This window comes from Rahnella ecdela (assembly GCF_019049625.1).
Classification (GTDB): Bacteria; Pseudomonadota; Gammaproteobacteria; order Enterobacterales; family Enterobacteriaceae; genus Rahnella; species Rahnella ecdela.
On the sequence record NZ_JAFMOY010000128.1, the window covers coordinates 19,253 to 45,243 of the forward strand.

The 25,991-nt window shown below is 51.7% G+C and carries 22 protein-coding genes; 10 read left to right on the plus strand and 12 right to left on the minus strand.

Going from position 1 to position 25,991, the window contains the following annotated elements; all coding sequences use genetic code 11:
• Nucleotides 1-208: 208 nt before the first annotated feature.
• Nucleotides 209-391, plus strand: coding sequence for a 4-oxalocrotonate tautomerase (locus J1784_RS14870; protein WP_120132848.1), 183 nt, complete (start codon nucleotides 209-211; stop codon nucleotides 389-391).
• 103 nt (nucleotides 392-494) lie between these two features.
• On the opposite strand, the gene J1784_RS14875 is transcribed toward J1784_RS14870, so the two are convergent.
• From J1784_RS14875 to msrA, 3 genes are all read right to left on the minus strand, one after another.
• The gene (locus J1784_RS14875; RefSeq protein WP_217149879.1) at nucleotides 495-1,157 is read right to left on the minus strand and encodes a hypothetical protein; all 663 of its coding nucleotides are present in this window, start codon (nucleotides 1,155-1,157) and stop codon (nucleotides 495-497) included.
• Nucleotides 1,154-1,519, minus strand: a complete 366-nt coding sequence (locus J1784_RS14880) for a hypothetical protein (protein ID WP_217149880.1) — start codon at nucleotides 1,517-1,519, stop codon at nucleotides 1,154-1,156. The genes J1784_RS14875 and J1784_RS14880 overlap by 4 nt, the downstream gene beginning before the upstream one ends.
• A 258-nt stretch (nucleotides 1,520-1,777) precedes the next feature.
• Nucleotides 1,778-2,320 (minus strand): peptide-methionine (S)-S-oxide reductase MsrA, encoded by a 543-nt coding sequence (msrA, locus tag J1784_RS14885; RefSeq protein ID WP_217149881.1) that lies wholly within the window; start codon nucleotides 2,318-2,320, stop codon nucleotides 1,778-1,780.
• Nucleotides 2,321-2,541: 221 nt separating this feature from the next.
• Here msrA and J1784_RS14890 point away from each other — a divergent pair, with 221 nt between their 5' ends.
• Both J1784_RS14890 and J1784_RS14895 read left to right on the plus strand, forming a co-directional pair.
• On the plus strand, nucleotides 2,542-3,177 hold the full coding sequence (locus J1784_RS14890) for a carbonic anhydrase (RefSeq protein ID WP_120507768.1): 636 nt from the start codon (nucleotides 2,542-2,544) through the stop codon (nucleotides 3,175-3,177).
• A 183-nt stretch (nucleotides 3,178-3,360) separates the two neighbouring features.
• A complete protein-coding gene (locus J1784_RS14895) occupies nucleotides 3,361-4,485 on the plus strand; it encodes a GNAT family N-acetyltransferase (protein ID WP_217149882.1) in 1,125 nt (374 codons plus the stop codon).
• A gap of 12 nt (nucleotides 4,486-4,497) precedes the next feature.
• Here J1784_RS14895 and J1784_RS14900 read toward each other — a convergent pair whose 3' ends face one another.
• From J1784_RS14900 to J1784_RS14915, 4 genes are all read right to left on the minus strand, one after another.
• Nucleotides 4,498-6,345 carry an ABC transporter ATP-binding protein gene (locus tag J1784_RS14900; RefSeq protein ID WP_217149883.1) on the minus strand — a complete coding sequence of 616 codons (1,848 nt, stop codon included), beginning with the start codon at nucleotides 6,343-6,345 and terminating at the stop codon, nucleotides 4,498-4,500.
• A 246-nt stretch (nucleotides 6,346-6,591) separates the two neighbouring features.
• Nucleotides 6,592-6,981, minus strand: a complete 390-nt coding sequence (locus tag J1784_RS14905) for a hypothetical protein (RefSeq protein ID WP_217149884.1) — start codon at nucleotides 6,979-6,981, stop codon at nucleotides 6,592-6,594.
• 32 nt (nucleotides 6,982-7,013) lie between these two features.
• Nucleotides 7,014-7,400, minus strand: coding sequence for a hypothetical protein (locus tag J1784_RS14910; RefSeq protein WP_217149885.1), 387 nt, complete (start codon nucleotides 7,398-7,400; stop codon nucleotides 7,014-7,016).
• Between the two features lie 304 nt (nucleotides 7,401-7,704).
• Nucleotides 7,705-9,204 carry an MDR family MFS transporter gene (locus J1784_RS14915; RefSeq protein ID WP_217149886.1) on the minus strand — a complete coding sequence of 500 codons (1,500 nt, stop codon included), beginning with the start codon at nucleotides 9,202-9,204 and terminating at the stop codon, nucleotides 7,705-7,707.
• Nucleotides 9,205-9,287: 83 nt separating this feature from the next.
• On the opposite strand from J1784_RS14915, the gene J1784_RS14920 reads away from it, so the two are divergent.
• Both J1784_RS14920 and J1784_RS14925 read left to right on the plus strand, forming a co-directional pair.
• Nucleotides 9,288-9,989, plus strand: coding sequence for a TetR/AcrR family transcriptional regulator (locus J1784_RS14920; protein ID WP_217149887.1), 702 nt, complete (start codon nucleotides 9,288-9,290; stop codon nucleotides 9,987-9,989).
• 132 nt (nucleotides 9,990-10,121) lie between these two features.
• Entirely contained in the window at nucleotides 10,122-11,336 is a 1,215-nt protein-coding gene (locus J1784_RS14925) for an MFS transporter (protein ID WP_217149888.1), read from the plus strand.
• Here the strand turns inward: J1784_RS14925 and J1784_RS14930 are convergent.
• The 3 genes from J1784_RS14930 to dcp form a co-directional block, all read right to left on the minus strand.
• Nucleotides 11,308-11,511 (minus strand): isocitrate lyase/phosphoenolpyruvate mutase family protein, encoded by a 204-nt coding sequence (locus J1784_RS14930; protein ID WP_238485537.1) that lies wholly within the window; start codon nucleotides 11,509-11,511, stop codon nucleotides 11,308-11,310. The genes J1784_RS14925 and J1784_RS14930 overlap by 29 nt on opposite strands.
• Before the next feature lie 14 nt (nucleotides 11,512-11,525).
• Nucleotides 11,526-12,584, minus strand: coding sequence for a bifunctional transcriptional activator/DNA repair enzyme AdaA (locus J1784_RS14935; protein ID WP_217149889.1), 1,059 nt, complete (start codon nucleotides 12,582-12,584; stop codon nucleotides 11,526-11,528).
• Nucleotides 12,585-12,734: 150 nt separating this feature from the next.
• Nucleotides 12,735-14,888, minus strand: coding sequence for a peptidyl-dipeptidase Dcp (dcp, locus tag J1784_RS14940; protein ID WP_217149890.1), 2,154 nt, complete (start codon nucleotides 14,886-14,888; stop codon nucleotides 12,735-12,737).
• 187 nt (nucleotides 14,889-15,075) lie between these two features.
• On the opposite strand from dcp, the gene J1784_RS14945 reads away from it, so the two are divergent.
• Both J1784_RS14945 and cytX read left to right on the plus strand, forming a co-directional pair.
• Nucleotides 15,076-15,732 carry a Qnr family pentapeptide repeat protein gene (locus tag J1784_RS14945; protein ID WP_217149891.1) on the plus strand — a complete coding sequence of 219 codons (657 nt, stop codon included), beginning with the start codon at nucleotides 15,076-15,078 and terminating at the stop codon, nucleotides 15,730-15,732.
• A gap of 146 nt (nucleotides 15,733-15,878) precedes the next feature.
• The gene (gene cytX, locus J1784_RS14950; RefSeq protein ID WP_217149892.1) at nucleotides 15,879-17,132 is read left to right on the plus strand and encodes a putative hydroxymethylpyrimidine transporter CytX; all 1,254 of its coding nucleotides are present in this window, start codon (nucleotides 15,879-15,881) and stop codon (nucleotides 17,130-17,132) included.
• A gap of 530 nt (nucleotides 17,133-17,662) precedes the next feature.
• Here the strand turns inward: cytX and ygjK are convergent.
• Both ygjK and ygjJ read right to left on the minus strand, forming a co-directional pair.
• Nucleotides 17,663-20,044 (minus strand): alpha-glucosidase, encoded by a 2,382-nt coding sequence (ygjK, locus tag J1784_RS14955; RefSeq protein WP_238485538.1) that lies wholly within the window; start codon nucleotides 20,042-20,044, stop codon nucleotides 17,663-17,665.
• Nucleotides 20,044-21,126 (minus strand): protein YgjJ, encoded by a 1,083-nt coding sequence (gene ygjJ, locus J1784_RS14960; RefSeq protein ID WP_217149893.1) that lies wholly within the window; start codon nucleotides 21,124-21,126, stop codon nucleotides 20,044-20,046. Before ygjJ ends, ygjK begins: the two co-directional genes overlap by 1 nt.
• A gap of 211 nt (nucleotides 21,127-21,337) precedes the next feature.
• Here ygjJ and ebgR point away from each other — a divergent pair, with 211 nt between their 5' ends.
• The 3 genes from ebgR (at nucleotide 21,338) to J1784_RS14975 (ending at nucleotide 25,961) form a co-directional block, all read left to right on the plus strand.
• On the plus strand, nucleotides 21,338-22,318 hold the full coding sequence (gene ebgR, locus J1784_RS14965; protein ID WP_217150039.1) for a transcriptional regulator EbgR: 981 nt from the start codon (nucleotides 21,338-21,340) through the stop codon (nucleotides 22,316-22,318).
• A 134-nt stretch (nucleotides 22,319-22,452) separates the two neighbouring features.
• Nucleotides 22,453-25,509, plus strand: coding sequence for a beta-galactosidase subunit alpha (ebgA, locus tag J1784_RS14970; protein ID WP_217149894.1), 3,057 nt, complete (start codon nucleotides 22,453-22,455; stop codon nucleotides 25,507-25,509).
• Nucleotides 25,509-25,961, plus strand: coding sequence for a beta-galactosidase subunit beta (locus J1784_RS14975; RefSeq protein WP_217149895.1), 453 nt, complete (start codon nucleotides 25,509-25,511; stop codon nucleotides 25,959-25,961). Before ebgA ends, J1784_RS14975 begins: the two co-directional genes overlap by 1 nt.
• The last annotated feature ends 30 nt before the right edge of the window (nucleotides 25,962-25,991 follow it).

Here is a 25,991-nt window from a genome sequence, read left to right on the forward strand (position 1 = left end):
GCCGTAGCAAAGACGCCATCCGCTACGGTTTCTGAGGCATCAAAAAGCCAGAACGCAGGTTCTGGCTTTAGTTTTTTTCCGCCGCCATGACCCGGATCTTTAACTTTTCTTTTCAATTCATTAAGCGCAGTACGTCTTTATTCTTTACCCTCCATACGTAGAATGGTTTTTGCCCCCGCCGTGAGGGCTTAATGACTAAGGATTTACTATGCCGATGATCCGTTTGGAAATGCTGCCAGGCCGCACTGCTGAGCAGAAACGCGACTTTGCCCGTGAAGTCACCCGCCTGGCGGTAGAAACGCTCAAATGTAAGCCGGAAAGTGTGGATGTGGTGATCACTGAAATACCAAAATCACATTGGGCAAAAGGGGGTGTGTTACCGGAAGAATAATCGGCAGAAATGAATCGTCGTCAATAAGACGGGTATTGCGTTGCCGTCACAGACAAAAAAGCCAGAACAGGGGTTCTGGCTTATACGCAAACAATTTGTGCCTTCAGTTTTGAACAATGTTTTTCACTTCGGGCGGCGTCGTCTCCGCGGATTTCTCCACAGATTTTACTTCCTGATCTTTCACCTTCGCCTGCACCACAGCTCGCTCTTTTTTCGCAGTCGGTTTTTTATGGTCTGACTTCTTGTGACTTTTTTTCACCTGATGCGCTTTTTGGGTGACGGGTGCAACTGGCTTCCGATCTGCTTTCCCTGTCACTGGCGTGACAGCAGACTCAGAGGAAGCCGTCTCCGTTTTCGCAGGTTCCTGTAAAGTGTTGCCGGCCTGAGGAGTCTCAAAATCGGATTTTGGGAGTTCCTGACCCGTTACGACGAGATCTGCCCCCAGAGTAGTAGGCATCGATTTTGGCTGCACACTGATGGTTGTATGTATTCGCTCACCAGATTTTTTGTGTTTTACCTTGGCTTTCTTTGGCAACTTTTTAACCGGTGAAGACGTCTTTGTTGCTACTTTCGGCGCTTCAATATTTTTTGGTTGCTCAGTCAGCGCAGGCGAGGTTTTGATTTCCTCTTGGACCACCGGTTGTTCAGAGGACGGGATCAGATGTTCCTGCTTAAGCATATCCAGCAACTCTAAATTATCAGCCCGGGCTCCCTGAAATGCGGTCAGCAAGAAAATAAAAAAAACAGATATTATTTTGTTCATCATATTTTATTAATTTCCTGGGAGCGCTGGTCCATATTTTTAAATACGGCACCTTTCACGCGTGCACAGATCATCTTTAATTTTGATTGCAATTCAATATTAAGAATTTCCTCGGAGTCTTTATTAATTGCTCCGTCATTTTTCCTGTAAACATCGTATGCATTAGTCAGTTGCGTAAACTGTGCCTGGTAGATGGCAAAATCATTGGGAGAAAGGCGCTGCAACGCTTTGAACTCATTAATACATGTCACACCTTCTCTTTGCGCAATCGGGGTGTTATTTTTTGTAGGATCGGTTTTATTTACGCAACCTGTTAATATAATTAAAGTTGCTATAGAAAATGCTGCTAATTTTAAACCATTCATTATTTATACGTTCCTGTAAGTTTATCCAATTAAAACGCGGCATTATCGTTTCTTTAATTGCGGCCTGTAAACGTACAGTTTCTTAATAATGATTTAAGTTCTACTAAACTACTAAACAGTTTCTTTTAATTCAGGTGGTTAAGTTAATAAGGGGACGCTTTATAGAAAAATTTAGAAAAAAATTGTTCTGGAAAAAACAAAACAGGGTAAAAAATGACTTTACCCTGATTATAATTAACTCAATCACACCTGCCCGAACTATCCTTGTAAAGATTTCGTGCGCTGCGCAAAACTCTTGCGCAGTTTTTGTAATTTCGGTGGGATCACTGCCATGCAGTAACGGTTTTGCTGCCCTGCGCCATCCCAGTAGTTCTGATGATAGCCTTCGGCCACATACACTTCACCCAGCGGTTCGATGCTGGTGACTATCGGGTCGCTGTGATCGTGCTGCGCGCGAAGAATTGCCGCTTCCGCATCCGCCTTTTGCTGTTCGTTAGCCGGGAAAATCGCCGAACGGTATTGTGTACCGACGTCGTTGCCCTGTCGGTTAAGCTGGGTCGGATCGTGTGTAACAAAGTGGATATCCAGCAGATCGCCGTAGGTCAGTTTATCCGGATCGAAACCGACACGGATGGCTTCCGCATGGCCGGTCGTACCGGTGCAAACCTGTTCATAATTTGGATTCGGTCGACGCCCGCCGGTATAAACACTTTCCACCGACTCCACGCCGATGACGTCTTTGAACACCGCTTCTGTACACCAGAAACAGCCGCCACCGAAAATAGCGTATTCGATTGTCATACAGACTCCTTCACTCAGGGGGTAGAGGAAATATGGGGACGGATAATGCTGAGATAAAGGTATGGCATTAAAAAAACAGAATGTGAAATTCTTCTAGCCGGTAAAATTATATTATTTTGCTTCAGATTATTTCCCTGTAAATAGTGATGATATTGCGTCTGATTGATCTGCTTTTTTTTTCGTGGCAGACTCACTGGCATTGAAATACATGGAATTCCCCTATGAAAGACGTAATTGAAGGTTTCCTCAGATTCCAGAAAGAAGCGTTCCCCCAACGCTCTAAGCTCTTCAAAAAGCTCGCATTAAACCAAAATCCTAAGACACTTTTTATCTCCTGTTCTGACAGCCGTTTAGTACCGGAATTAGTCACGCAGCGTGAACCGGGCGAACTGTTTGTTATCCGTAATGCCGGTAACATTGTGCCGCCCTTCGGGCCGGAACCGGGCGGCGTTTCTGCCACGGTCGAGTACGCGGTGATGGCGCTGGGCGTAAAAGATATCGTGGTCTGCGGACACTCAAACTGCGGCGCAATGAGCGCAATCGCTAACTGCACCTGTCTGGATCACATGCCTGCGGTCGCACACTGGCTGCGTTATTCTGATGCGGCGAAAGCCATCAATGAATCCTTCGAACACGAATCGCCTGAAGCGCGTGTTAACGGTATGGTGCATCAGAACGTGGTCGCGCAGCTGAGCAATTTGCGCACCCACCCTTGTGTGGCAGTGGCGCTGGCAAAAGGTGAAATTACCCTGCACGGCTGGGTATATGATATTGAATCGGGTTCAATTGAAGCCTTCGATTCCAAAAGCAGCACCTTTATTTCACTGTCAGATAATCCTGAAGTCAGGGCCAGCTGATAAGAAATACCGGCATGATGTCGTGCCGGTATTTAATGCGAAACAGGTCTAAATCGGTTCCGCATTATAAACCGGCAATTTAACTAAATTTATCATTTCATCCGCACCTTTAAGCCGACAATATTTCCCCACCTGAACGACACTTAACCGTTTTCTCCTTCAATGCCATAGCGAGAATAATTCATGCCTGTTATCACGTTGAACCGTCTGGCCGATTGTCCTGCCGCACAGTGGGATGCGCTGGTGCCTGCGCAACAGCCTTTCCTCAGCTATGCATTTTTATCCGCCCTGGAAGACAGTGGCAGCCTGGGGCCAAATTCTGGCTGGCGTCCACAACATCTTCTCTGGCAGGAAAACGGCGAAATCTGCGCCGCCATTCCCGGCTACCGCAAACGCCATTCTTATGGTGAATATGTGTTTGATCAGGGCTGGGCGGATGCCTGCCAGCGTTCTGGCATCGCTTATTATCCGAAGTGGCTCGGCGCAGTGCCATTCAGTCCGGTGACCGGCGCACGGCTGCTGGGCGATGAGTCTGCTGCCACCCATCTGTTAAAGGCGATACCGGATTATCTTGAAGAAAACGGCCTGACCGGCGCGCATATCAATTTTACCGACGAGCGCGCTAACCGGATAATCGGGGCAGAACCCGTCTGGCAACACCGGCAGGGTTTGCAGTATCACTGGCAAAATCGTGACTATCGCGATTTTCAGGATTACCTCGACGCACTCACGTCGCGTAAGCGCAAACAGTTTCGTAAAGAGCGCGAACAGGTGGCGTCGCAGGGCATCGAATTTATCTGGCGGGAAGGCGCACAGGTGACTGAAGCGCAATGGGATTTCGTCTATGCCTGCTACAGCAACACCTATCATATCCGCGGCCAGTCGCCTTATCTGACCCGCGCGTTCTTCAGCCTGCTGGCAGAACGTATGCCGCAAGCAATCCGCGTGGTATTCGCGCAGCAAAATGGGCGTGATGTGGCGATGGCGTTCAGTTTAATCAGCGGCGATACGTTTTACGGACGCTACTGGGGCTGTCTGGCAGAATTCGACCGGCTGCATTTCGAAACCTGTTTCTATCAGGGAATGGAATACGCGATTGCCAGCGGACTGAAACGGTTTGATGCCGGCGCACAGGGCGAACACAAATTGCTGCGCGGCTTTGAGCCGGTGATCACCGACTCCTGGCACTATTTACGCCATCCGGGTTTACGCGATGCGGTGGAAGATTTTTTAGTGGAAGAACGTGCCGGCGTGCAGCGCTGGGCGGAAGAAGCCCGCGAAGTGCTGCCCTACCGGCACGACGTCTGATAAGTACAGGCTTTAATCCATGCCGACAAATCCGCCGGTCTGATGCTGCCACAGGCGTGCGTAAAGTCCGCCGTGCGCCAGCAGTTCGGCGTGATTACCCGTCTCGACAATCTGCCCTTTTTCCAGCACCACCAGACGGTCCATTTTGGCAATCGTCGATAAGCGGTGCGCGATGGCAATCACCGTTTTACCGCCCATCAGCGTCTCGAGACTTTCCTGAATCGCCGCTTCCACCTCAGAATCCAGCGCTGACGTGGCTTCATCCATAATCAGAATTGGCGCGTTTTTCAGTAACACGCGCGCAATAGCAATACGCTGACGCTGACCGCCGGAAAGCTTCACGCCGCGTTCGCCGACATGGGCGTCCAGCCCGGTTCTGCCCAGCGAATCATACAGTTGCGGTATGAATTCATCGGCACGCGCCTGACGGATTGCCAGCTGCAACTCCTCCTCCGTCGCGCCCGGCCTGCCGTACAGCAGATTATCGCGGATGGAACGGTGCAGCAGCGAGGTGTCCTGGGTGATCATGCCGATTTGCGCGCGCAGGCTTTCCTGCGTGACGTCGGCAATATTTTGCTGATCAATCAGAATGCGACCGCTGTCGATGTCATACAGACGCAGCAGCAAATTCACCAGCGTGGACTTCCCTGCGCCGGAAGGCCCGATCAGGCCGATCTTCTCGCCGGGACGGATGGCCAGATCCAGATTGGGGATCACCCTTCCGCCTTCCCCGGAATTCTCTTTGCCGTAATTAAACTGGATGTGATCCAAGTGGATCGCCCCCTGATCCACTTTCAGCGCTTTCGCTTGCGGTTTATCGGTGACGCTCAGCGGCTTCGCGATCGTGTGCAGGCCATCCTGCACCATACCGATATTTTCGAAAATACCGTTGACCACCCACATGATCCAGCCAGACATATTCACGATACGAATCACCAGACCGGTCGCCAGCGCGATAGCCCCGACGCTAATCAGCGATTGCGTCCACAGCCACAGAGCCAGACCGGTAGTGCTGACAATCAGCAGCCCGTTCAGCGTGGTGATCGACACGTCCATTCCGGTAACCAGACGCCCGGCCAGCTGGGTTTTCTCCGTCTGTTCAGTGATGGCTTCGCGGGCATATTTCTGCTCGAGATCGGTATGCGCGAACAGTTTCAGCGTGGTGATATTGGTATAACCATCGACGATGCAGCCCATCAGTTTTGAACGCGCTTCCGACGACTGCACCGAGCGTTGTTTCACGCGCGGCACGAAATAACGCAGGCACACGCCATAACCAAATATCCAGATAATCAGCGGGATCATCAGCCGCCAGTCCGCTTCGGCAAACAGGAACAGCGCACTGGCGGCGTAAATCACCACGTGCCAGATGGCGTCGACCGCCTGCACCGCAGAATCGCGCAGCGAGTTACCGGTCTGCATAATGCGCTGGGCAATACGTCCGGCGAAATCACTCTGGAAAAAGTTCAGGCTCTGTTTGAGGACATATTTATGATTCTGCCAGCGGATCATGCTGGTCATGCCGGGACTGATAGTCTGGTGAACCAGCAAATCATGCAGCCCGATAAATACCGGCCGCAGGATCATCGCCACCGCCGCCATCCACAAAAGCTCGCCCATATGGTCGGTGAAAAAACTGCCCGGCGGTGTGTCTTTGGTCAAGTCGATAATCTGGCTGAGATAGCTGAACAGCGAGACTTCAATCAGCGCACCGATCAGCCCCACCACCAGTAAAATTGCGAAACTCGGCCAGACCTGGCGCAGATAATAAAGATAGAAAGGCAGAACCTGATCCGGCGGCTCAGCAGCCGGTGCCTCACGGAAGATGTCGATCATTCGCTCGAAACGGCGAAACAGCATGGCGCACCTCTTAAGTTGTTCATCGTCAAAGCTGTCCTGCTTTGATGTTCTGGTTCGTAGAATCTGACAGAACCTATAAGAGTAGAGTATTTCTACCGTTCGCCCCAGAAATTAGTATTCTTTTCGCTGATAGATAAGCCAAATAAATATTTGGCTTATCTATAAAATAAAATTAGATTACAGATAATGCTCGAGAGTTATTAAGGGAGTAAATAGCACCAATGGCATTTACAAATAATTCTAAAATTAATGCATAACACCTTGATCAGTAGCAATAACTTTATTTTTATAAAAAACTTTTAAATTCCATACCTCTTCTGATACATTCCCCTTAGAATAATCAGGATTCAGAACGTAACTATAACCACCGTTATCAAATATATACCCCTGGAAATTGTAGTTATGAGAATTGAACATTACACGACCTTTCAGACGCAGTCTTGCCCCCGTTTTTTTATTAATTCCATCGTAATCCACATCATCACATGTCATTTCGCCTTCAGGACAATTGAATTTTAAATCGATATCAAAATGCTGACCTTCGAAATCAGGTAACCCGGGATGAAGTCTGTAGGTATTCGCATAACAATTCATGCTAAATAATAATATAAAGATTGCTGGCGTTGATTTTTTCACTAATTTTAAATTCCTTTTTAACCCGACGGATATCAATACATACTTCCTTCATCACTTGCTATAAATTCACCGTTACACGTCACATTCAACACCCACCACTCTGTAGATTTTGCCGAAGGTGAATAATCAGCCGTCAACATATACAAATATTTCCCATTTTCGAACTCATACCATTGGTGATCCTTCGTCGGGATAGATAAAAGTCTGCCAGTCAGATGAAGCTTCTCTCCTGTCTTCTTGCTTATGGCGTCATAGCTCACGTCGTTACATGTTACACTGCTTTCAGGACAACGCGCTTTCAGTTCTATCTCAAATTTTTCTCCCTGAAATGAGCGAATACCAGGGTGCAGCTTATGGCCTTCTGCATGAGCGCATACTGAGAACAAGGTAATAAAAGAAAAAGCTTTCAATGTTCCCATCGTACATAGGCTCCTCTGAGGAATAAGTTCTCGCCAAAATAACCGACGTTCCTGCTTAATGATGAAGGAATTTCAATATCCTTATTGTTATGAATTCACGCACCGTGAATTATATTTCACAGCGAGCCGGTTGTGATAAAACATTCATTAAATAAATAGTTTACTAACAATGAATAATAACAGGAAAAAGAAAGGAAGGTATTTTATAAATATCAGAACTGAGATAACTGCGGAGATTATTGAGTATTCTTTCTGCGGCATGAGTAATCAACTCATCGCCGCAAAAAGAAATTTAAACCAGTCACTATTTCTTCAGCACCGCATCTTTTTGCAGCAGTGAAAGGACAAACGCCAGCACCATCACGCATGCGGCAATCAGATACACCGAGTGCAGCGCAGAACCGAAAGACTGCAAATAATCATCGCGGATGGCGGCCGGGAGTTCCTGCACGGCCTGCGCGCCCATCGAACGCGGAAGGACTGTGCCTTCGGGGATCCGCGCTATCAGCTGATCACGCAGAACGTGAGTGAAAATCGCGCCAAACATCGCCACACCGATGGAACCGCCAATCGAGCGGAACAAGGTGACGCCGGACGTCGCCACGCCCATCTGTTTCATCGAAACCGAGTTTTGCACCGCCAGCACCAGCACCTGCATCACCATCCCCAGACCGAAACCGAGTACGCCGATATAGAGATACAACATATGCACCGGCGTACTGACTTTCAGAAAGCCCAGCAGCACCATGCCGGCGAAACTCAGCAACGTCCCGATAATCGGGAAGATGCGATAACGACCGATGCGGCTGATCAGACGCCCGCTGATAATCGAACTGACCAGCAACGCCCCCATCAGCGGCAGCAATTGCATCCCCGCTTGCGACGGCGACGAACCTTTCACTACCTGCAAATACAGCGGCAGGAAAGTCATCGAGCCCATCAGCGACATCCCGATGATGAAACTTATCGCGCAACTGAGCAGGAAGGTGCGGTCGCGGAACAGGCCCAGCGGAATGATCGGCTCTGCCGCCAGTGTCTCTTCATAAATAAAGCCGCCCAGCGTCACCAGTCCGAAGGCCAGAATGCACCACAGCTGCGGATCGGACCACTGATACACCGTGCCGCCTTCGCTGGTGAACAAAATGATGCAGGTCAGTGCCGCCGCGAGATACCCCGCGCCGAGAAAATCGATTTCATGGCGGATACGCGCGCTTTGCGATTTCAGCGCCACGCCGATAACCAGCAGGGCAAAAATACCCAGCGGCAGGTTGATATAGAAAATCCAGCGCCAGGAAATATGTTCAACCAGAAAACCGCCGATCAGCGGCCCGATGACTGTCGCCAGACCAAATACGCCGCCGAACAGGCCCTGGTATTTCCCGCGTTCTGACGGCGGAATGACATCGCCGACCGCTGCCATGCTGACCACCATCAGCCCGCCGCCGCCCAGCCCCTGCAGCGCGCGCATCAGGATTAATTGGGTCATGTTTTGCGCCAGTCCGCACAATACCGAACCGATAAGGAACACGACAATCGCCGTTTGCAGCACGATTTTGCGCCCGAGCAGGTCACCAAACTTACCGTACAGCGGCACCACTATCGTGGAAGCCAGCAGATAAGAGGTCACAACCCATGAAAGCTGATCAAGCCCGCCGAGTTCACTGACGATGGTCGGCAGCGCGGTTGACACTATCGTCTGGTCAAGTGCGGCCAGCAGCATCACCAGCATCAGCGCGGAGAATAGCAGCTTTATCGAAGGCTTCTGTTCCGTCACATCGCTCTGTGCCGAATTTATTGTCGTCATGATGACATCCTGACTTGTAATTAATTAACTGTATAATTAATATTGAAGCATCAAATTCATCTGGTCAATGGATCAAACCCCTTATGGCAGACAGAAAAATCTCAGAAATGGCAGGATCCGCACAAAAGGATCAAAATGAAGCCACCACGCCTGCCCGTCGTCCGGGTCGCCCGCGCAGCGCCAAGCAAGGTGAAGATAAGCGCGAACTGCTGCTGGATGCCGCCCTGAAACTGTTTGCCCAATACGGCATTGCCGAAACGCCGCTGAGCATGATTGCCAAAGAAGCGGGCGTCACCACCGCCATGCTGCATTACTATTTCAAAACCCGCGAACAGCTGCTGGACGTGATGATTGATGAACGTTTTCAGCCGGTTCGCGCCGGTTTTACCGACATTTTCGAAACTCACGCCGACGATCCACTGATGGCGATCACCAACATGGCGCAGTGTATGATTGATGCCGCAGAAAAATATCCGTGGGTGGCGCCGTTGTGGGTGCGCGAGGTGATCAGTGAAAGCGGCATGCTGAAAAAACGCATGGAAGAACGTAACGGCGACAAGAACCGCAAAATTGTGCAGGAATGCATTACCCGCTGGCAGGCCGAAGGACGGCTGAATCCGGATCTGAATCCGGCATTACTGTTCATTTCACTGTTCGGGCTGACGCTGTTCCCGATGGCCTCAATGAAAATGCGGCAGGAAGGTGCGTCGCCGATTTCTCCCGATATGTTGCGTAAACACGTCGCTCTTTTGCTGTTCCACGGCGTTGCACCGCAAAAGCCGTAAGCGAAATTCTGGCAAGCGCGGGGATAGCCGCGCAACTCTCTTAAATCCCTCTTTTTTGTAATGAAAAATACTGCGCAGACTCCTTTATCATGTAACGAAATTGTTGCTGTTACTCAGGGAATGCCGTTTAACATGAAGGGAATGCCACCGCTGATCCTCGCTCTGCTCACCAGTTCGTTAGTACTTACTATCGGACGGGGAGTCACGCTGCCGTTTATGACTATTTACCTGACTGAGCACTATCATCTGCTGCCGAAAAGTGTCGGGATTATTCTCGGGGCCAGTCTGGCGATCGGTATTCTGAGCAGTCTGTACGGTGGCTATCTGGTGGATAAATTCAATCACCGGACGCTGATTACCGTCTCCGTCAGCCTGTTTGGTCTGAGCTTTTTACTGCTGCCGTTTCTGCCCAATGTGACCGGTGTGCTGCTGGTTCTGGCATTGCTGAATGCCTCTTACGCCCTGCTCAGCATTACGCTCAAAGCCTGTATCGCCAGCTGGTTGCCGGTGGAAAAGCGGGTGAAAGCCTTTTCGATGAACTACACGCTGGTCAACGTCGGCTGGGCGGTGGGATCTTCGCTGGGTGTCTGGCTGGCGGGTTTCAGCCCGATGCTGCCGTTTGTGATATCCGGTGTTCTGGCGCTGGGCACCGTGATTTCCCTGACCTGGGGATTGCGTAATATTCCACATAATCCGCCGCAGACGTCGATTGAACAAAAACCGTTGCCCAAACCTAATCTGCGCCAGACGCTGAGCATTCTCGCGCACGACCGCCGCCTGATTTACTTCACCCTGGGCAGTACGCTGGGATCGATTGTATTCGGGCAGTTTGCCGGTTATCTGTCGCAATATCTGATTCTGGTCTCGAACGCTGCGTTCGCGTACAAAATCATCGGCGCGGTGATGATCACCAACGCCGTGATTGTTATCGCTTTCCAGTACGTATTAAGCAGCCGGATGAAGCAAAATACTCTGCTGAAATGGCTGCTGCTCGGTACCCTGTTCTTCATCATTGGCCTGATTGGCTTTATGACCGCCGGACAATCGGTGCTGTTCTGGGTGATCGCCATGGCGATTTTCAGCTTCGGTGAACTGATCGTCATTCCGGTGGAATACATGTTTATCGACTTTATCGCACCGGAAAACATGAAGGGCAGCTACTACGGGATGCAGAACCTGAGCAATCTCGGCGGCGCAATCAATCCGGTCATGTGCGGTTTTCTGCTCAGTTACGCCGCACCTCCGGTGATGTTCATCGCACTGATCGCCTCCGCGGTTGGCGGTCTGGTGTTCTTCTGGATGGGGCACCGGCTGGCGGCTAATACAGCGCGCGCGCCTGTTGTTTAAGGGTTTCCATCAGTCCGACATAAGGATAAGGGCCGTAGCTCAACCGACTGATACCCGCCGCAGTGAGTTCAGCCAGCGGCGGCGTCAGGCTGCTGGCCATGATGTTGTATAAAACGACCGGATTATATTTCTGGTGAAGCTCTGAAAATGACACTGCCTGACTTTGCTGACTCATACCCTGCTCCTCGTTTAGCGGCTTAGCGCCATTCTTCGTTCGTGTTCAATCAGCCATCGCTTGCGCCATAATCCGCCGCCGTAACCGGTCAGCGAACCGTCGGCACCGATTACGCGATGACAAGGGATCAGAATTGAAATCTGGTTAGCGCCATTTGCCCTGGCGACGGCGCGGGACGCCGTTGCCTGCCCGATATCTGCCGCCAGCGCGGAATAACTGCGCAGTTCGCCCGCCGGAATGGCTCTGAGCGCATCCCAGACTTTACGGGTAAACACCGAGCCGAACTCTGCCAGGGGCGTGACAAACGTCTGTTTCCCGCCCGCGAAATATGCCGCCAGTTCCTGCCCCGCCTGAACAATCAGCGCGTTGCGGCCAAAAACGATTTCAGATGACGTCAGCTGTTTCAGCCGCTCAATTTCATTGGGCAGTGCCGGGCGGTCAATAAACTCCAGCAGATAAAGGGCATCGTGGCTGGCAATCGCCAGCATCGAACCGATCGGCGTATCCAGCCAGTCAGCTTTAAGAAACTGATGCTTTCTGACCTGACTGGGATTGAGCCCGATTTGCCGGGTGATGGCCGCACGAAATCCGCTGCCAGATTCAAAACTGGCATCCAGTTGTGCCTCAATCACCTGCTCCCCTCCGGTCAGCGCATCGACACCTTTCCCTACCCTGCGCAGGCGTGCCATCTCCAGAAAAGTGATGCCAAATTGCCGCTTAAAAGCCCGGCGGACGGTGGAAGGGTCGACGTTCAGCGCCTGTACATCGCCTTCGCTCCATCTTTTGTCAGGCTCATTTTCCAGCGCAGTCAGCAATTTCAGCACCAGCGGATCTTTTTCACCGCCCTGCATCAGCGGGCGGCAGCGTTTGCACGGCCGGAATCCGGCTTCCAGCGCGCTGACCATCGACGGATAAAACACCGAGTTCTCTCGCTTGGGTTTGCGGGCCGGACAGGTCAGCCGGCAGAAAATACCGGTGCTTTTCACGCCGACAAAGGCAAAGCCGTCATAGGCCGGATCACGGGCAATCAGCGCAGCATAAAGGACATCATCGTCAGGCAAATCGAAGAGCATGATTTCACTCGCAGACTGTAAACATGAGGAAAAGCATAGGGGAATTTGAGCAGGAGAAGCGACGTTTTTCGGGCGTTGATTTAACTCTTTCCGTTAACGCTTTCCGGCAAGAGTGTCCGTGCCCGGCGCGATACCGGGCACGGATATTTTTTACTCTTCCAGACCGCGGTTTTTCAGCATCGGTTCAATCGACGGTGCTTTTCCGCGCCAGGTTTCATAGAGCTTTTCGAGGTCTTCGCTGTTACCGCGTGAGAGGATCTGATCACGGAATTTCTGGCCATTTTCCCGCGTCAGGCCCCCCTGTTCAGTGATACCCGCAAACGCGTCATCGGCCAACATTTCGGTCCACAGATAGGCGTAATAACCGGCCGCATAGCCGTTACCCCAGATGTGCTGGAAATAGCTGGAACGGTAGCGTGGCGGCACATACGCCAGATTCACTTGGTCTTTTGCCAGCGAATCCGCCTCGAACTTATCGACATCCTGCTGCGGCACGTCTGCACTCAGGCTGTGCCAGTGCATGTCCAGCAACGCAGCGGCCAGAAGCTCGGTCATGTCATAACCCTTGTTGAACTTGCTGGCCTTCTCGATTTTGTCCTGTAACGCCTGCGGCATCACTTCACCGGTCTGGTAGTGTTTAGCGAAATGAGTAAACACTTTCGGATCACTTGCCCAGTGCTCGTTAAACTGCGACGGAAATTCGACAAAATCGCGCGGCGTCGCGGTGCCGGAAAGCCCCGGGTATTCCTGACTGGCAAACAGGCCGTGCAGCGTATGACCAAACTCATGGAACATGGTGATGACGTCATCCCACGACAGCAGCGCCGGTTGCCCCGCCGCCGGTTTCTGGAAGTTTGCCACGTTGTAAATTACCGGCTTGTTGCCCAGCAGTTTCGACTGATCGACATAGTTGCTCATCCACGCACCGCCGCCTTTATTATCGCGCTGATAATAGTCGGCATAGAACAGCGCCATCGATTTACCGTCTTTATCGAACACTTCGAAAACCCGCACATCGGGGTTATAGACCGGCAGGTCTTTGCGTTCCTTAAAAGTGATGCCATACAGCAGGTTAGCGGCATAAAACACGCCATTCTCTAGCACATTGTTCAGCTCGAAATAGGGTTTGATCTGCGCGTCGTCCAGATCATATTTCTCTTTGCGTACCTGCTGCGCGTAATGCTGCCAGTCCCAGGCAGCCATTTTGAAGCCGCCCTTCTGTTTATCGATTTCCGCCTGAATATCCTGCGCCTCACGCTGTGCGCGGGCGGTCGCTGCCGGCACAATTTTGTGCATAAAATCCAGCGCGGCCTGCGGCGTTTTCGCCATCTGGTCTTCCAGCTTCCACGCCGCATAGCTCGGGAAACCCAGCACCTGAGCCTGCTGCGCACGCACTTTTGCCAGCTTCGCAATCAGTTCGCGGGTGTCATTCGCATCGCCCTTTTCGGCGCGATTAATGGATGCTTCATACAACGCCTTTCGCGTATCGCGGTCATCCAGCGACTGCAATAACGGCTGCTGAGTCGTATTTTGCAGCACCAGAAGCCAGGCGTTATCCAGCTTACGGTCTTTGGCGGCCTGCGCGGCAGCCGACAATTCGGCCTCGCTAAGCCCGGAAAGCTGCGCTTTGTCCTTCACCGTCAGCCCGCCCGCTTTGGTCGCGGCCAGTAATTTGTTGGTGAACTGGGTACTGAGCGTCGCGGCCTGCTGATTCAGCGCCTTAAGTTTGTCTTTATCTGCATCGGAAAGATTGGCACCTGCGAGCTCAAAATCTTTAAATGTCACTTCAATCAGGCGTTGCGATTCCGGCGAAATTTTCAGGCTGCCACGCTGGTCATACACCGCTTTCAGGCGTGCAAACAGTTTGCTGTTGAGATGGATACTGTCATCCATCGCGGCCAGTTTTGGCGACGTATCTTCGTCAATTTTTTGCAGCGTGTCGTTGGTGTTCGCGCCGGTCATCGCGCCAAAAATATTTTGTACGCGTTGCAGCATGACGCCGGATTTTTCCAGCGCCACATAGGTATTTTCAAACGTTGGCGGCGCGCTGTCGCTGGCAATTTTATCCACTTCAGCGAGTTTCTGGCGGATGCCTTCGAGAATGGCCGGTTCATAATCGCTGTCTTTATAGAGATTAAATTGCGGCGCCTGATATTCCAGCGGGCTGGATTTTAGAAATGGGTTATCGGCATTGATGGCGTGATTCATAGCATGCTCCTGCGTGGCGGGCTGCGCGGTTTCCGCAGCCCCTGCAAACTGGCTGACAGCCAGGCTGGTTGCCAAAAAGAGAGATGACAAACGCATTTCAGTCTTCCTTATCTGAGTGAGAGAAGTGCTCCGTTAAGTCCTTGAGAATAGACCTCACTTGCCGATCCGGCAAAAGGCAAACGTAGGTAAATCGTGTTATTACGAGGCGGATTCCATATTTTCACTAAATGTTTTCTGTCAGGATACCGGCCTTAGCAGGGCATAAAAGAAGACAGAGGATCCGATGATCAAAGACCAGACTTTCAGAGACCAGCGTTTTAGCATGAGGCAATTTACCGGCGAAACGCTGGAGAATTGCCGCTTTTACCGTTGCCGTTTCGACAGCGCCGATCTCTCAGAAACGGCCTTCGTCGATTGTCTGTTTTACGATGATGAAGAACAAAAAGGCTGCTCTTTTCAGCATGCAAAATTGCAGGATGCCAGTTTCAAACGTTGCGACCTGACGATGGCGGATTTTAAAAACGCTCAGGCACTGGGTTGTGAAATCCGCGAATGCAAAGCCACCGGCGCAGATTTCAGCGGCGCAAGTTTTATGAATATGATCACCTCACGCACCTGGTTTTGCAGCGCGTTCATGACCAAAAACAACTTCAGTTACGCCAACTTCAGCAAAGTCATTCTGGAGAAATGCGAGCTGTGGGAAAACCGCTGGACCGGCGCGAATGTACAGGGCGCTAACTTCAGCGGCTCCGACCTCTCCGGCGGCGAATTCACCGAGTTCGACTGGAATAACGTCAATATCACCCATTGCGACCTGACAAACTCAGATCTGGGCGAACTGAACATCCGCAAAGTCAGTCTCGATGGCGTGAAAATCGACGACTGGCAGCAAAGCCATTTGCTGGAAAAGCTGGGGGTGATTGTGATTCATTCGAAATGAGAGGTTTTGAAATAGCGGTATGCGAAGTGACAGGGATTGAATTATGCATTTTGAAAACCGAAAAGTGCGCTTCTCCCCCACCCGTCATCAGAATCTCATCACTCTATGCTATAAAAGGCATTCGCTTTAGCCACTAAATTAACCTCATGAAAGATAATAGTATTTATTCTCCACAGTCGTCTGTGCCGGAAAAATCACGGGTGCTGGGCTGGTCTGATTTATTCTCGTTGTGGTTCTCGCTCGGTATGGGCCTGATGGTGTTGCAGGCCGGTGCGATTCTGGCGCCGGGTCTGGGGCTGGCGGGTTCGCTGGCGGCAATTGTGCTGGGTTCCGCTGTCGGCGTTGCGCTATTGGCGCTGGTCGGGGTGATCGGCGGGCAGACGGGCATGTCATCCATGGCGTCGCTGAAACTGAGCCTCGGCAAACGCGGCGTGGCGTTGCCGGTGCTGTTCAATCTGATCCAGCTGATCGGCTGGGGCGCATTCGAAATTGTGGTGATGCGCGATGCCGCCAGTCTGCTGGCGAAACGAGCCTGGGGCGACGGCAGTTTTTGGTCGAATCCCACTCTCTGGACGTTTATTTTCGGCGTCGTCGCCACTTTGCTGGCGGCCAGCGGGCCACTGGCGTTTATCCGCGTGGTGCTGCGCCGCTGGGGCATCTGGTTGCTGCTGGCGAGCTGCGCGTGGCTGACCGGTTATCTGTTCCTGCACGCGGATCTATCGACGCTGTGGCATAAGGCCGGAGACGGTTCAATGCCGTTCGCGCTGGCCTGCGATATCGTGGTGTCAATGGCGTTTTCCTGGCTGCCGCTGGTATCGGATTACACCCGTTTCGGCAAATCTGCGCGGCAGAATTTCTGGGGAACCGCCTGCGGATATTTCCTCGGTAGCGTGTGGATGATGTCTCTCGGTGTCGCTTACACCCTGGCTTTTGTCAGCACATCGACCGATGCCAATGCGCTGCTGCTGGCGCTCTCAGGCGTTGCGCTGGGTATTCCGCTGCTGCTGATTCTGGTAGATGAACACGAAAATGCCTTTGCGGATATTCACTCAGCGGCGGTTTCTGCGGGTACATCGGTGCCTGTCAGCGTCGGTAAACTGACGCTCGGCATCGGTCTCCTGTGTACGCTGATTGCCTGGTCGGTGCCGCTGACGCAATACGAAAACTTCCTGCTGCTGATTGGTTCGGTATTTGCGCCGCTGTTCGGCGTGGTGCTGACACATCATTTCGTGCTGCGCCGTCAGACGACCGAAAACCTGAACCTGCGTTCTGTCGCGGCCTGGTTTATCGGTATCGCGGTCTATCATCTGATGGCAAATCTGCTGCCTGATGTCGGCGCGACGATTCCGTCGCTGCTGGTGGCAGGGCTGGTGTGCTGGGGATTAGGGCGCAAAGGCTGAACTAAGAAAACCGCCCCTCAGGGCGGTTCCTTAATTACTACAAACCAGATCCTATGTTGACGTTAATCTTGATGTCAGAAACGTTAACGTTCCATCCACCATTCTCAGTCGTCATCAAAGAACCCAGCACAACGATCAGTGCATAAATACACTTTTTCATTGTTGCGGCCTTTTACAACCGCGTTTCACCAATAAGCACCGGGACCGACTGGAGAAGAACAAACAGCATCTGGACTGATTGTCCCCGCGGTACTCAAGTGCTAATTTCAAGCCCGGTGACCCGCCGCTAAACGGGCAAACTAGCCCCGCGCAGATGCTACCATCATGCCTATGATATTTGTAAGGTTATTGATCATAATTTAAGCTTGCGGGGAATTCTTCACTTAGGTATATTTATCCGGTCTGGGCTGCTTGTCCCGCTTATTTAAGCAAATGAAAATTGAGAAAGCTTAGCGCTAACTGAACTTCCTCAACATAAAAACCGCTCTCTGAAGCGGTTTTTTTGTGCCTGAAATTCAGCCCTTATTCCCTCATTTCCCCTGCCCGAAAAAATCGTTGTACAGCATATAAAGATGCGCTGCACTCCACGAGAAGTTAGGTGCGCCCTGTTGCTGCCCGTTGAGCGGATTGTAGTTTTCCCGTATAGGCGCATCCGAAACCAGACCATCGGCGTGATCAAAGAAGGCCTGTGCCATTTTCACGGCATCTTCGCGGTAACCGTATTGCTCCATGCCTTTCAGGCCGAAATACAACTGATCAACCCAGACACGCCCGCGCCAGTAGATGTCTGCGCCGAACGCGGGATTGGTCAGAGCGGCGGTGCCGAGCGGCACATAGGTATTGAACTCGCGCACATCTTTCATCACTTTCACGACGGCGTCGGCATGCGCCTGCGTCGCTGCGCCGTTAAACAACGGTGACCAGCCTTCCGGACCTTTTCCGCGCTCCGTAATCGGTTTGCCCGCGCAGCCGTTGGCCAGCGGTTTGTCTTCAATCCGGATGTCATAGAAGAAACCGCTGCGGCTGTCGAACATGCAAGTGTTGATATATCCGGCCAGTTTGACGGCTTTTGCACGAAAATCTGCGGCTTCAGATTTATTGCCTAAAATGTCAGCGATTTCAGCCATGTATTTGTTATCGCTGTACATGTAGCTGGCTTCATCGACCGATTCCTGTAACAACGAATATCCCAGCAGCGTTCCGTCATCCGAACGGTTTTCGGCGAATTTGACCTGCCAGTCCTGTTTTTTGCCGCCATTTTTGATGTATTTTGCCAGCTGATCGGCGTCGATAAATCCAAAGGCTGCCGCATCATCCCGCCCTGACTCCCAGGACGCCGCCACCTGTGCCGGGATTTCGATACTGTCGTACTGACCAGATTTCACCACGCGGTCGTAGTTTTGCAGCCCGGATTCGGACTGCTCTTTCTGCCCTTCCCTGACGGTAAACAGCATTTTTCCGTCAGCGGTGTTATGCGCTTTGTCGCGCGTTGCGCCATATTCCGGCACGCCGTTATGGTTGTGGTCACGGTTGCGCAGCCACCAGTCGTGATAAGCGACCAGTTTCGGGTACATCTCCGCCAGCCATTGTTTATCACCGGTCGTTTTGTAGATTTCCATAACCGACCATGCGGCCAGGCTCGGTTTGGTGTTGCGCTCATTCCAGTTGGTGCCGTCGCCGCCACGTTCAGGGCCCGGGTTATAGGCAATCAGATCAGGCACAAAACCAGCATCCCACGGACGAACCGCGTCGCCGGGCTGGATCTGAAAGGCAAACACTGCGCGGATATTGTCTTTCGCCACATCGGGGTTGAAATGCGCCATCGCAAACGCCTGTTTCCAGGTATCCCACGGCCAGGTCTGATTGCCAGAGAACCAGCGGCCGGTCACCGAAGGCGTGACTGAATCAAACTTCATCGCACCCGCCGCACCGCGCCAGTTGCCGGTTAATGTTTCAATGGCTTTCACCGCCACGCGTTCCTGATCTTTCGTCGCTTTCGGGTTAGTCAGACCGGTATTCAGATAGCCTTCCCAGCGTTTTTGCGAGGCATCCAGATAGGGCTGCGGATTCGCCAGAATATCCCGGATTTTCGGTTGTTCTTTCTGAATCTCGGCGGCCGTCAGCAGATGCGAATAGGTGGTGTAAATCGTGGTGGAACCGGTGATTTTAGCTTTGCCGGTAAACCGGTGGCCATTGATTTCGGTCTGCATCGGCAGGGTTTTGTGGATCTGATATTCGGACTCGCCGGACGTCATCAGGCTGGATGCCTCACGTACCTTGCCGAAAGTCACTCGCAGGCCATCAGCGACCGGCAGGATCTGGCGCGTATACCCCGGATATTCCTGTTCGATGGTTTTATCCGATGGCGGTTTTCCTTCCTGAGCGCGGAGTTTTTCCAGCAGTTCGCCGTCCCAGACCAGTTCGAGCGGCGAATCAGTGGCGATTTTAGTTTCAAGCAATGAAGTGCGTGACGTCACAAAACGCAAGGTCATTTCGATGCGGATGCCGGGCGCAGTCAGCGTCTGGATGAGCGCGCCGGGAATGCTGTAAGCGTTCATGCTCAGCGCGACTTTTTGCCCGGCTTTATACACCGTCAGCCGGTCAAAATTATCGGCCATAAAATTGATATATTCTTCGGTCAGCAGCGCCGGGCCAGGAAATCCGCCCATACCTTCCGGTCCCACCGGAAGTAAATGTCCGTGCCAGGCACCGTCATCAAATAAAGGATTAAAACGCTGATGCTCATCGAAATCATAATCGAGCATATATTGCGGCGCACCGGAGCGGTTAATGACGTTTTTAAAAGAATCAGCCCGTAAACTATTGGCCGTTTCTGCCAGTGCATGTCCGGAAATAAATAAAGCAGCACAGATAAGTAAACTGAGCGGTCGGTGCGGATTAATATATTTCATTATGATTTGCCCCAATAAAAATATTGCATAAGAAATACCGAGTTGCTGGCACCGGTATTGTCATTGCTCATATAGAATTTGCTGTCTAATGCCGTCGCGAACCGGCCACCATAATATTCGTACCAGATACCAGCCTGTGCGTAAGACGTGGTGGTGTCGAATGTATTATCCCGAGAGTGTTCGGCGTAACTGTACGCGGTCGACAAATACAGACCGGTGGTTGCTTCCACCATTGCGCTGACCATCATTCCTGATTCGTGGCCGGAATGGCTGCTGTCGCCCTTGCCGGTGTGATGCCAGACGCGCCCTGCCAGATTTTTGCCCTGCAACCCAGCGAGGAATAACTGACCGGTGCCATCGGTAAGCTCCAGGCCATTAAGCAGCGTCAGTCCTTCTGCTAAATCATATTGCGTATAGCCGTTGACCATCGACTGATACGTGTATTTATCTGAATAACGGTCGTATTTTCCGAAATGAAGTAATGCGGTGCTCTCATTTACACGGCTTTGCGGTGCCGCAGTCACGCTGTAGCGAAACTTGCCGGTCAGGTTCTGCACCTTTACGGCCTGCGTTAAATCGCGGGTATTGGGGATCACATAGCCGTATTCCGGCGTGAAATCGCCCCACCATTGCAGATCATCCAGCGAGGAATCGTTGCGCATACTCAGGATAAATTCGGTGCCCTGATCGGTTCGGTAACCGCCGTAAAAACGGTTCAGGCCGCCCTCGAATCCGCCCCAGCTGTGATCGGGCACCCAGGCGTTTCCCTGATGATCGGCCTGCACCGTCCAGCCTTCGCCATAAATAAGCCCGAACCATTTACCGTGTTTTATTTCCAGGCCGCCTTCGATATATGTTCCGTCGCTGTATTTATGCTGATCTTTACCGTCTAAATACACGCTGCCACCGCCCCCCATTTCGCCATAAAAACGATAGGCGGTGGCGTCGCGGCTGGCCGGTGTTATTTCGGGCGGCGTTAATTCATTGTGTTCGGCAGGAATAACCGTTTCCTGCGCCAGTAAATCCATTGGTAAGAAGAATAATAAAAGTAAGAATATTATGTTGAGTGATGTGTTCTTCATCGTTATGCGCTTCACTGTTTGATTATTATGAATAGGAAAAGCAGAGGTCAAACGCATACTAGTAAATATTTTACTAAAATATACTTAAAATTAGGTAAATCGTTAACTCTGTCACAGTGAGATTTTGCAGGCTGGCGGGCAGGTGAGCAGTGTACATAAGCCGCTGATCACATTAAGCTACGGCTTTGGTTTACCTGATTATGAGACGCTGATGGCTACTTTGAAGGAAATCGCTGAGGCCGCGAACGTATCCGTTGCGACGGTTTCACGTGTGCTCAATGACGATCCGAGCCTGAGCGTGAAAGCGCAGACCCGCCAGAAGATTTTAGAAACGGCGGAACGCCTGGAATATAAAGTTTCTCCCTCCCGGCGCAATGCCACGCAGCGCATGACGTTTGCCGCATTGTTCACTTACCGGCAGGGGCTGGAAATTGATGATCCTTATTATCTTTCCATGCGCTATGGCATTGAAACACAATGCGAAAAACTGGGTATCACCCTGATTTCAGGCTATGACTTTACCGGCGAAAAGGCACTGCCTTCTGCCGACGGTTTTCTGGTTATCGGCCAACCTCAGACCGCGCTGCATACACAGCTCTCACAACAATCCACACCGGTTGTTTTCATTGATGGCGTGATGGAAGACCCGCAGTCTGACTGCGTTAACGTAGATTTATTTAAGATAAGCCAGAAGGTTATCGACTTCTTTATCGGCCAGGGATATTCCCGGATTGGCTTTATCGGCGGTCGCGATCATCCTGAATTCCCGGATCAGCGCGAGCAGGCCTTTGTGGAATATGGCCGTCTGAAAAATGTCGTCCAGCCAGACGATATCTGGTACGGCAATTTCACCAGCCAGTCAGGCTATCAGTGTGCGAAGAAAATGTTGCAGCAAAATGCGCCTTATCCTCCGGCTTTGTTGATTGCCACCGATACCATTGCCCTGGGCGTGACCCGCGCGTTGCTGGAACATGGCGTTAAAATCCCCGAGCAAATCGCGCTGATCAGCGTCAACGACATTCCGACAGCACGCTTTGTCTTCCCTTCTTTATCGACGGTTCGCATCCATTCCGAAACGATGGGCGCTCAGGCGGTTAACCTGCTGACCGAACGACTGCGCGATGAACGCACTGTGCCGCTGTCAGTATTTGTGCCGGGAACGCTGCAACTGCGCGACACCACCCGCCGGTAAAATTTAACGGCATGATCCTCAGACCGATTTTTTATTTTTTGTGATCTCTCAGACAATCAGTAAAACTTTTTAGTTATTTTTACTAAATATTTACTATCTTCTCTCCCATAGAAACACGTCTCAGGAGAGATCACGTGAATAATTGGGAAAATATCGACAAGCAGTCCGAAAATCGTTTACCGCCACGCGCCTCCTTTTTCAGCTATGAAAATCCACAGGATGCGCTGCGTTTCGATCGCGCCGCCAGCCAGTATTTTCAGTTACTCAGCGGCAACTGGCGGTTCCACTTTTTTGAGCATCCGGCGTTAGTCCCGGAAGAATTCTACCGTCAGCCGATGACGGAATGGGGCAATATCACCGTCCCCGGCATGTGGCAGATGGAAGGCCACGGCCAGCTGCAATACACTGATGAAGGTTTTCCCTTCCCTATCGACGTTCCTTATGTTCCCACGAATAACCCGACCGGCGCCTATCAGCAGCGTTTTACCCTTGATGCGGCCTGGGCAGGCAAACAAACGCAGATAAAATTTGACGGCGTCGAAACCTATTTCGAAGTGTATGTGAACGGGCACTACGTCGGATTCAGCAAAGGCAGCCGCCTGTGTGCAGAATTCGATATCAGCGCCTGCGTGACACCCGGTGAAAATCTGCTGTCGGTGCGCGTTTTGCAATGGGCAGATTCAACCTATATCGAAGATCAGGATATGTGGTGGATGGCAGGGATTTTCCGCGATGTCTATCTCACCGGCCAAAATCCTGTTCATCTCAACGATTTCACCGTGGTCACCGCGTTCGATGAAAACTACTGCGATGCCGTGCTGAGCATCGATGCCGTATTGGCTAATACTCGGGAGCCGGTCAGCGGTTATCGCCTGCACGCGCAGTTATTCGACGATGGCGTCTGCGTGGCGGAGTTGTCGGCAGAGAATCTGAATATCGGCGATGAAACACGCTGTCGCCTGGACATTCCGGTCAACCATCCGCGCGAGTGGAATGCCGAACATCCTGAGTTATATCAGCTGCTGCTAACACTGTATGACGACGCGGGTCAGATGATTTGCGTCGTGCCGCAGCGCGTGGGTTTTCGTGATATCTGCGTGCGCGACGGGCTGTTTTACGTCAACGGACGTTATCTCAAGCTGCACGGCGTAAACCGACACGATCACGATCACCGCAAAGGGCGCGCGGTCGATATGGCGCGGGTTGAGCGCGATATCATCCTGATGAAACAACACAACATTAACTCGGTACGCACCGCACATTACCCGAACGATCCTCGCTTTTACGAGTTGTGCGATATTTACGGTTTATTCGTGATGGCCGAAACGGATCTGGAAAGTCATGGTTTCGCAAACGTCGGCGATCTGAACCGCATCACCGACGATCCGCGCTGGGAACATGCTTATGTAGAGCGTATCGAGCGTCACGTGATGGCGCAAAAAAATCATCCGTCGATCATTATGTGGTCGCTCGGCAACGAATCAGGCTATGGCTGCAATATCCGCGCAATGGCGAAACGCTGCAAAGCGCTCGATCCGACGCGTCTTATTCACTACGAAGAAGACCGCGACGCCGAAGTGACCGACGTCATCAGTACCATGTATTCCCGCGTGCAAATGATGAATGCGTTCGGCGAATATCCGCACGCCAAACCGCGCATCATCTGCGAATACGCTCATGCAATGGGCAACGGACCCGGCGGATTAGCCGAATATCAGGCCGTTTTGAATCGCCATGACAGCCTTCAGGGGCATTACATCTGGGAATGGTGCGATCACGGATTGCTGGAAACCGGTGAAAACGGTCAGACGCGTTATACCTATGGCGGCGATTACGGCGATTACCCGAACAACTACAACTTCTGCATGGACGGACTGATTTACCCCGATCAGACGCCCGGCCCTGGCCTGCGGGAATATAAACAAGTGCTGTGCCCGGTAGAGGTCAGTCTTAGCGGCGATGCGCTGCGCATCAGAAACCGTTACTGGTTCAGTTCGCTGGAAGACATCACGCTTTCACTGACTGTTCAGGTCGCCGGACACTGCCTGGAAACCCGTGAAATATCCCTGCCGCACCTGCAACCGGGCGAATGCGAAACACTGGTGCTGCCTGAATTTTCTGCCAGCGGGCAGGAAGTTTTCCTGAATATCGGCATCCGCAAAAACAGCCAGACCGCGTACAGCGAAGCGCAGCATTCTCTCGGGCATTACCAGATGCTGTTGCAGGCAGCGCTTCCCTCAGCCGCAAAACCCGCGCCACAAAAAGCCGCAACGCTGTTATGTGATGAGCAAAAACATCAGTTTATTATCAGCGGCGAGGGTTTTGGGCTGGCATTTTCCCGTCTGGATGGCGAACTGAAAAGCTGGCAAGTGGATGACGAAGAAATCACCGGCCGTGCGCCGACACTCAATTTCTTTAAGCCGGTCATCGACAACCATAAACAGGAGTTCGAAGGCCTCTGGCAGCCTAATCATCTGCATATCATGCAGCAACATTTCCGGCAGATGCGCTGGGAACGGCAGCAGGACGATGTGGTGATTGAAGTGCACAGCATCATTGCGCCGCCTGTTTCCGATTTTGGCATGCGCTGCACTTATCGCTGGCGGATATCGCCTCAGGGCGTCGTCACCCTCGATTTATCCGGCACGCCTTATGGTAATTTCGAGTCTATTATCCCGAAAATCGGCCTCGATTTTGGCGTCAGCCGTCGTTTTACGCAGGTGGAATATTACGGTCGCGGGCCGGATGAAAACTATCAGGACAGCTGTCAGGCCAATCTTATCGGTCATTATCAGCAGCCGGTAAATCGCTTATTTGAAAATTACCCGATGCCGCAGGACAACGGCAACCGTCAGGATATCCGCTGGCTGAGCCTTCGCGATGACGAAGGAAAAGGGATTTTCATTCAGCCACGCCAGCCATTGAATTTCAGCCTGTGGCCGTACAGTTCGCAGATGCTTCAACAGGCGCAGCATATCGACGAACTGATGCCGGACAACTGCCTGACGCTCAATCTCGACCACAAAATTTCCGGGCTCGGCTCCAATTCCTGGGGTTCTGAAGTGCTCGATTCTTATCGCGTGTATTTCTCGGCGTTCCGCTACGGCTTCACGATGGTGCCGTTCAGCAAGAAAGACACAGACAGCCTGCACCTGGCGGAATTCACCTTTCATGCAGGGGAGGAAAACTGATGATTATTCTCGACTCTTTAACTGAATTTCAGCGGCTTTACCGCAGCGGTAAAAAATGGCAGCGCTGCATGGAAGCCATTAATAACCTGGAAAATATCCGTCCCGGCGTTTTCCATTCCGTCGGCGATTCGCTGGTTTACCGGCTCGCCAGCGGCAGTGAAAAACAGCCGTCGGAATTCGAAGGCCACCGCCGTTATTTCGATGTGCATTATTACCTTGAAGGCGCAGAGGAAATCGAGTTTTCCGCGAAATCGGCCCTGCACTGCGTGACATCTTATGACGATGAAACCGATCGCGAATTTTTTAGCGGTCAGGGTGAAACAATAAAAGTGAGTAATGGCGACGTGATCATTTTTGAAAACCACGAAGCCTGCCGGTTCAGGCCGGAAAAAGACCTCAGAAAAGTCATCTTAAAAGTGACCGTCGAAGAAAGTTATTTCGTTAATAAATAATAAAAAAACAAGAATCACTTACCCTACAAA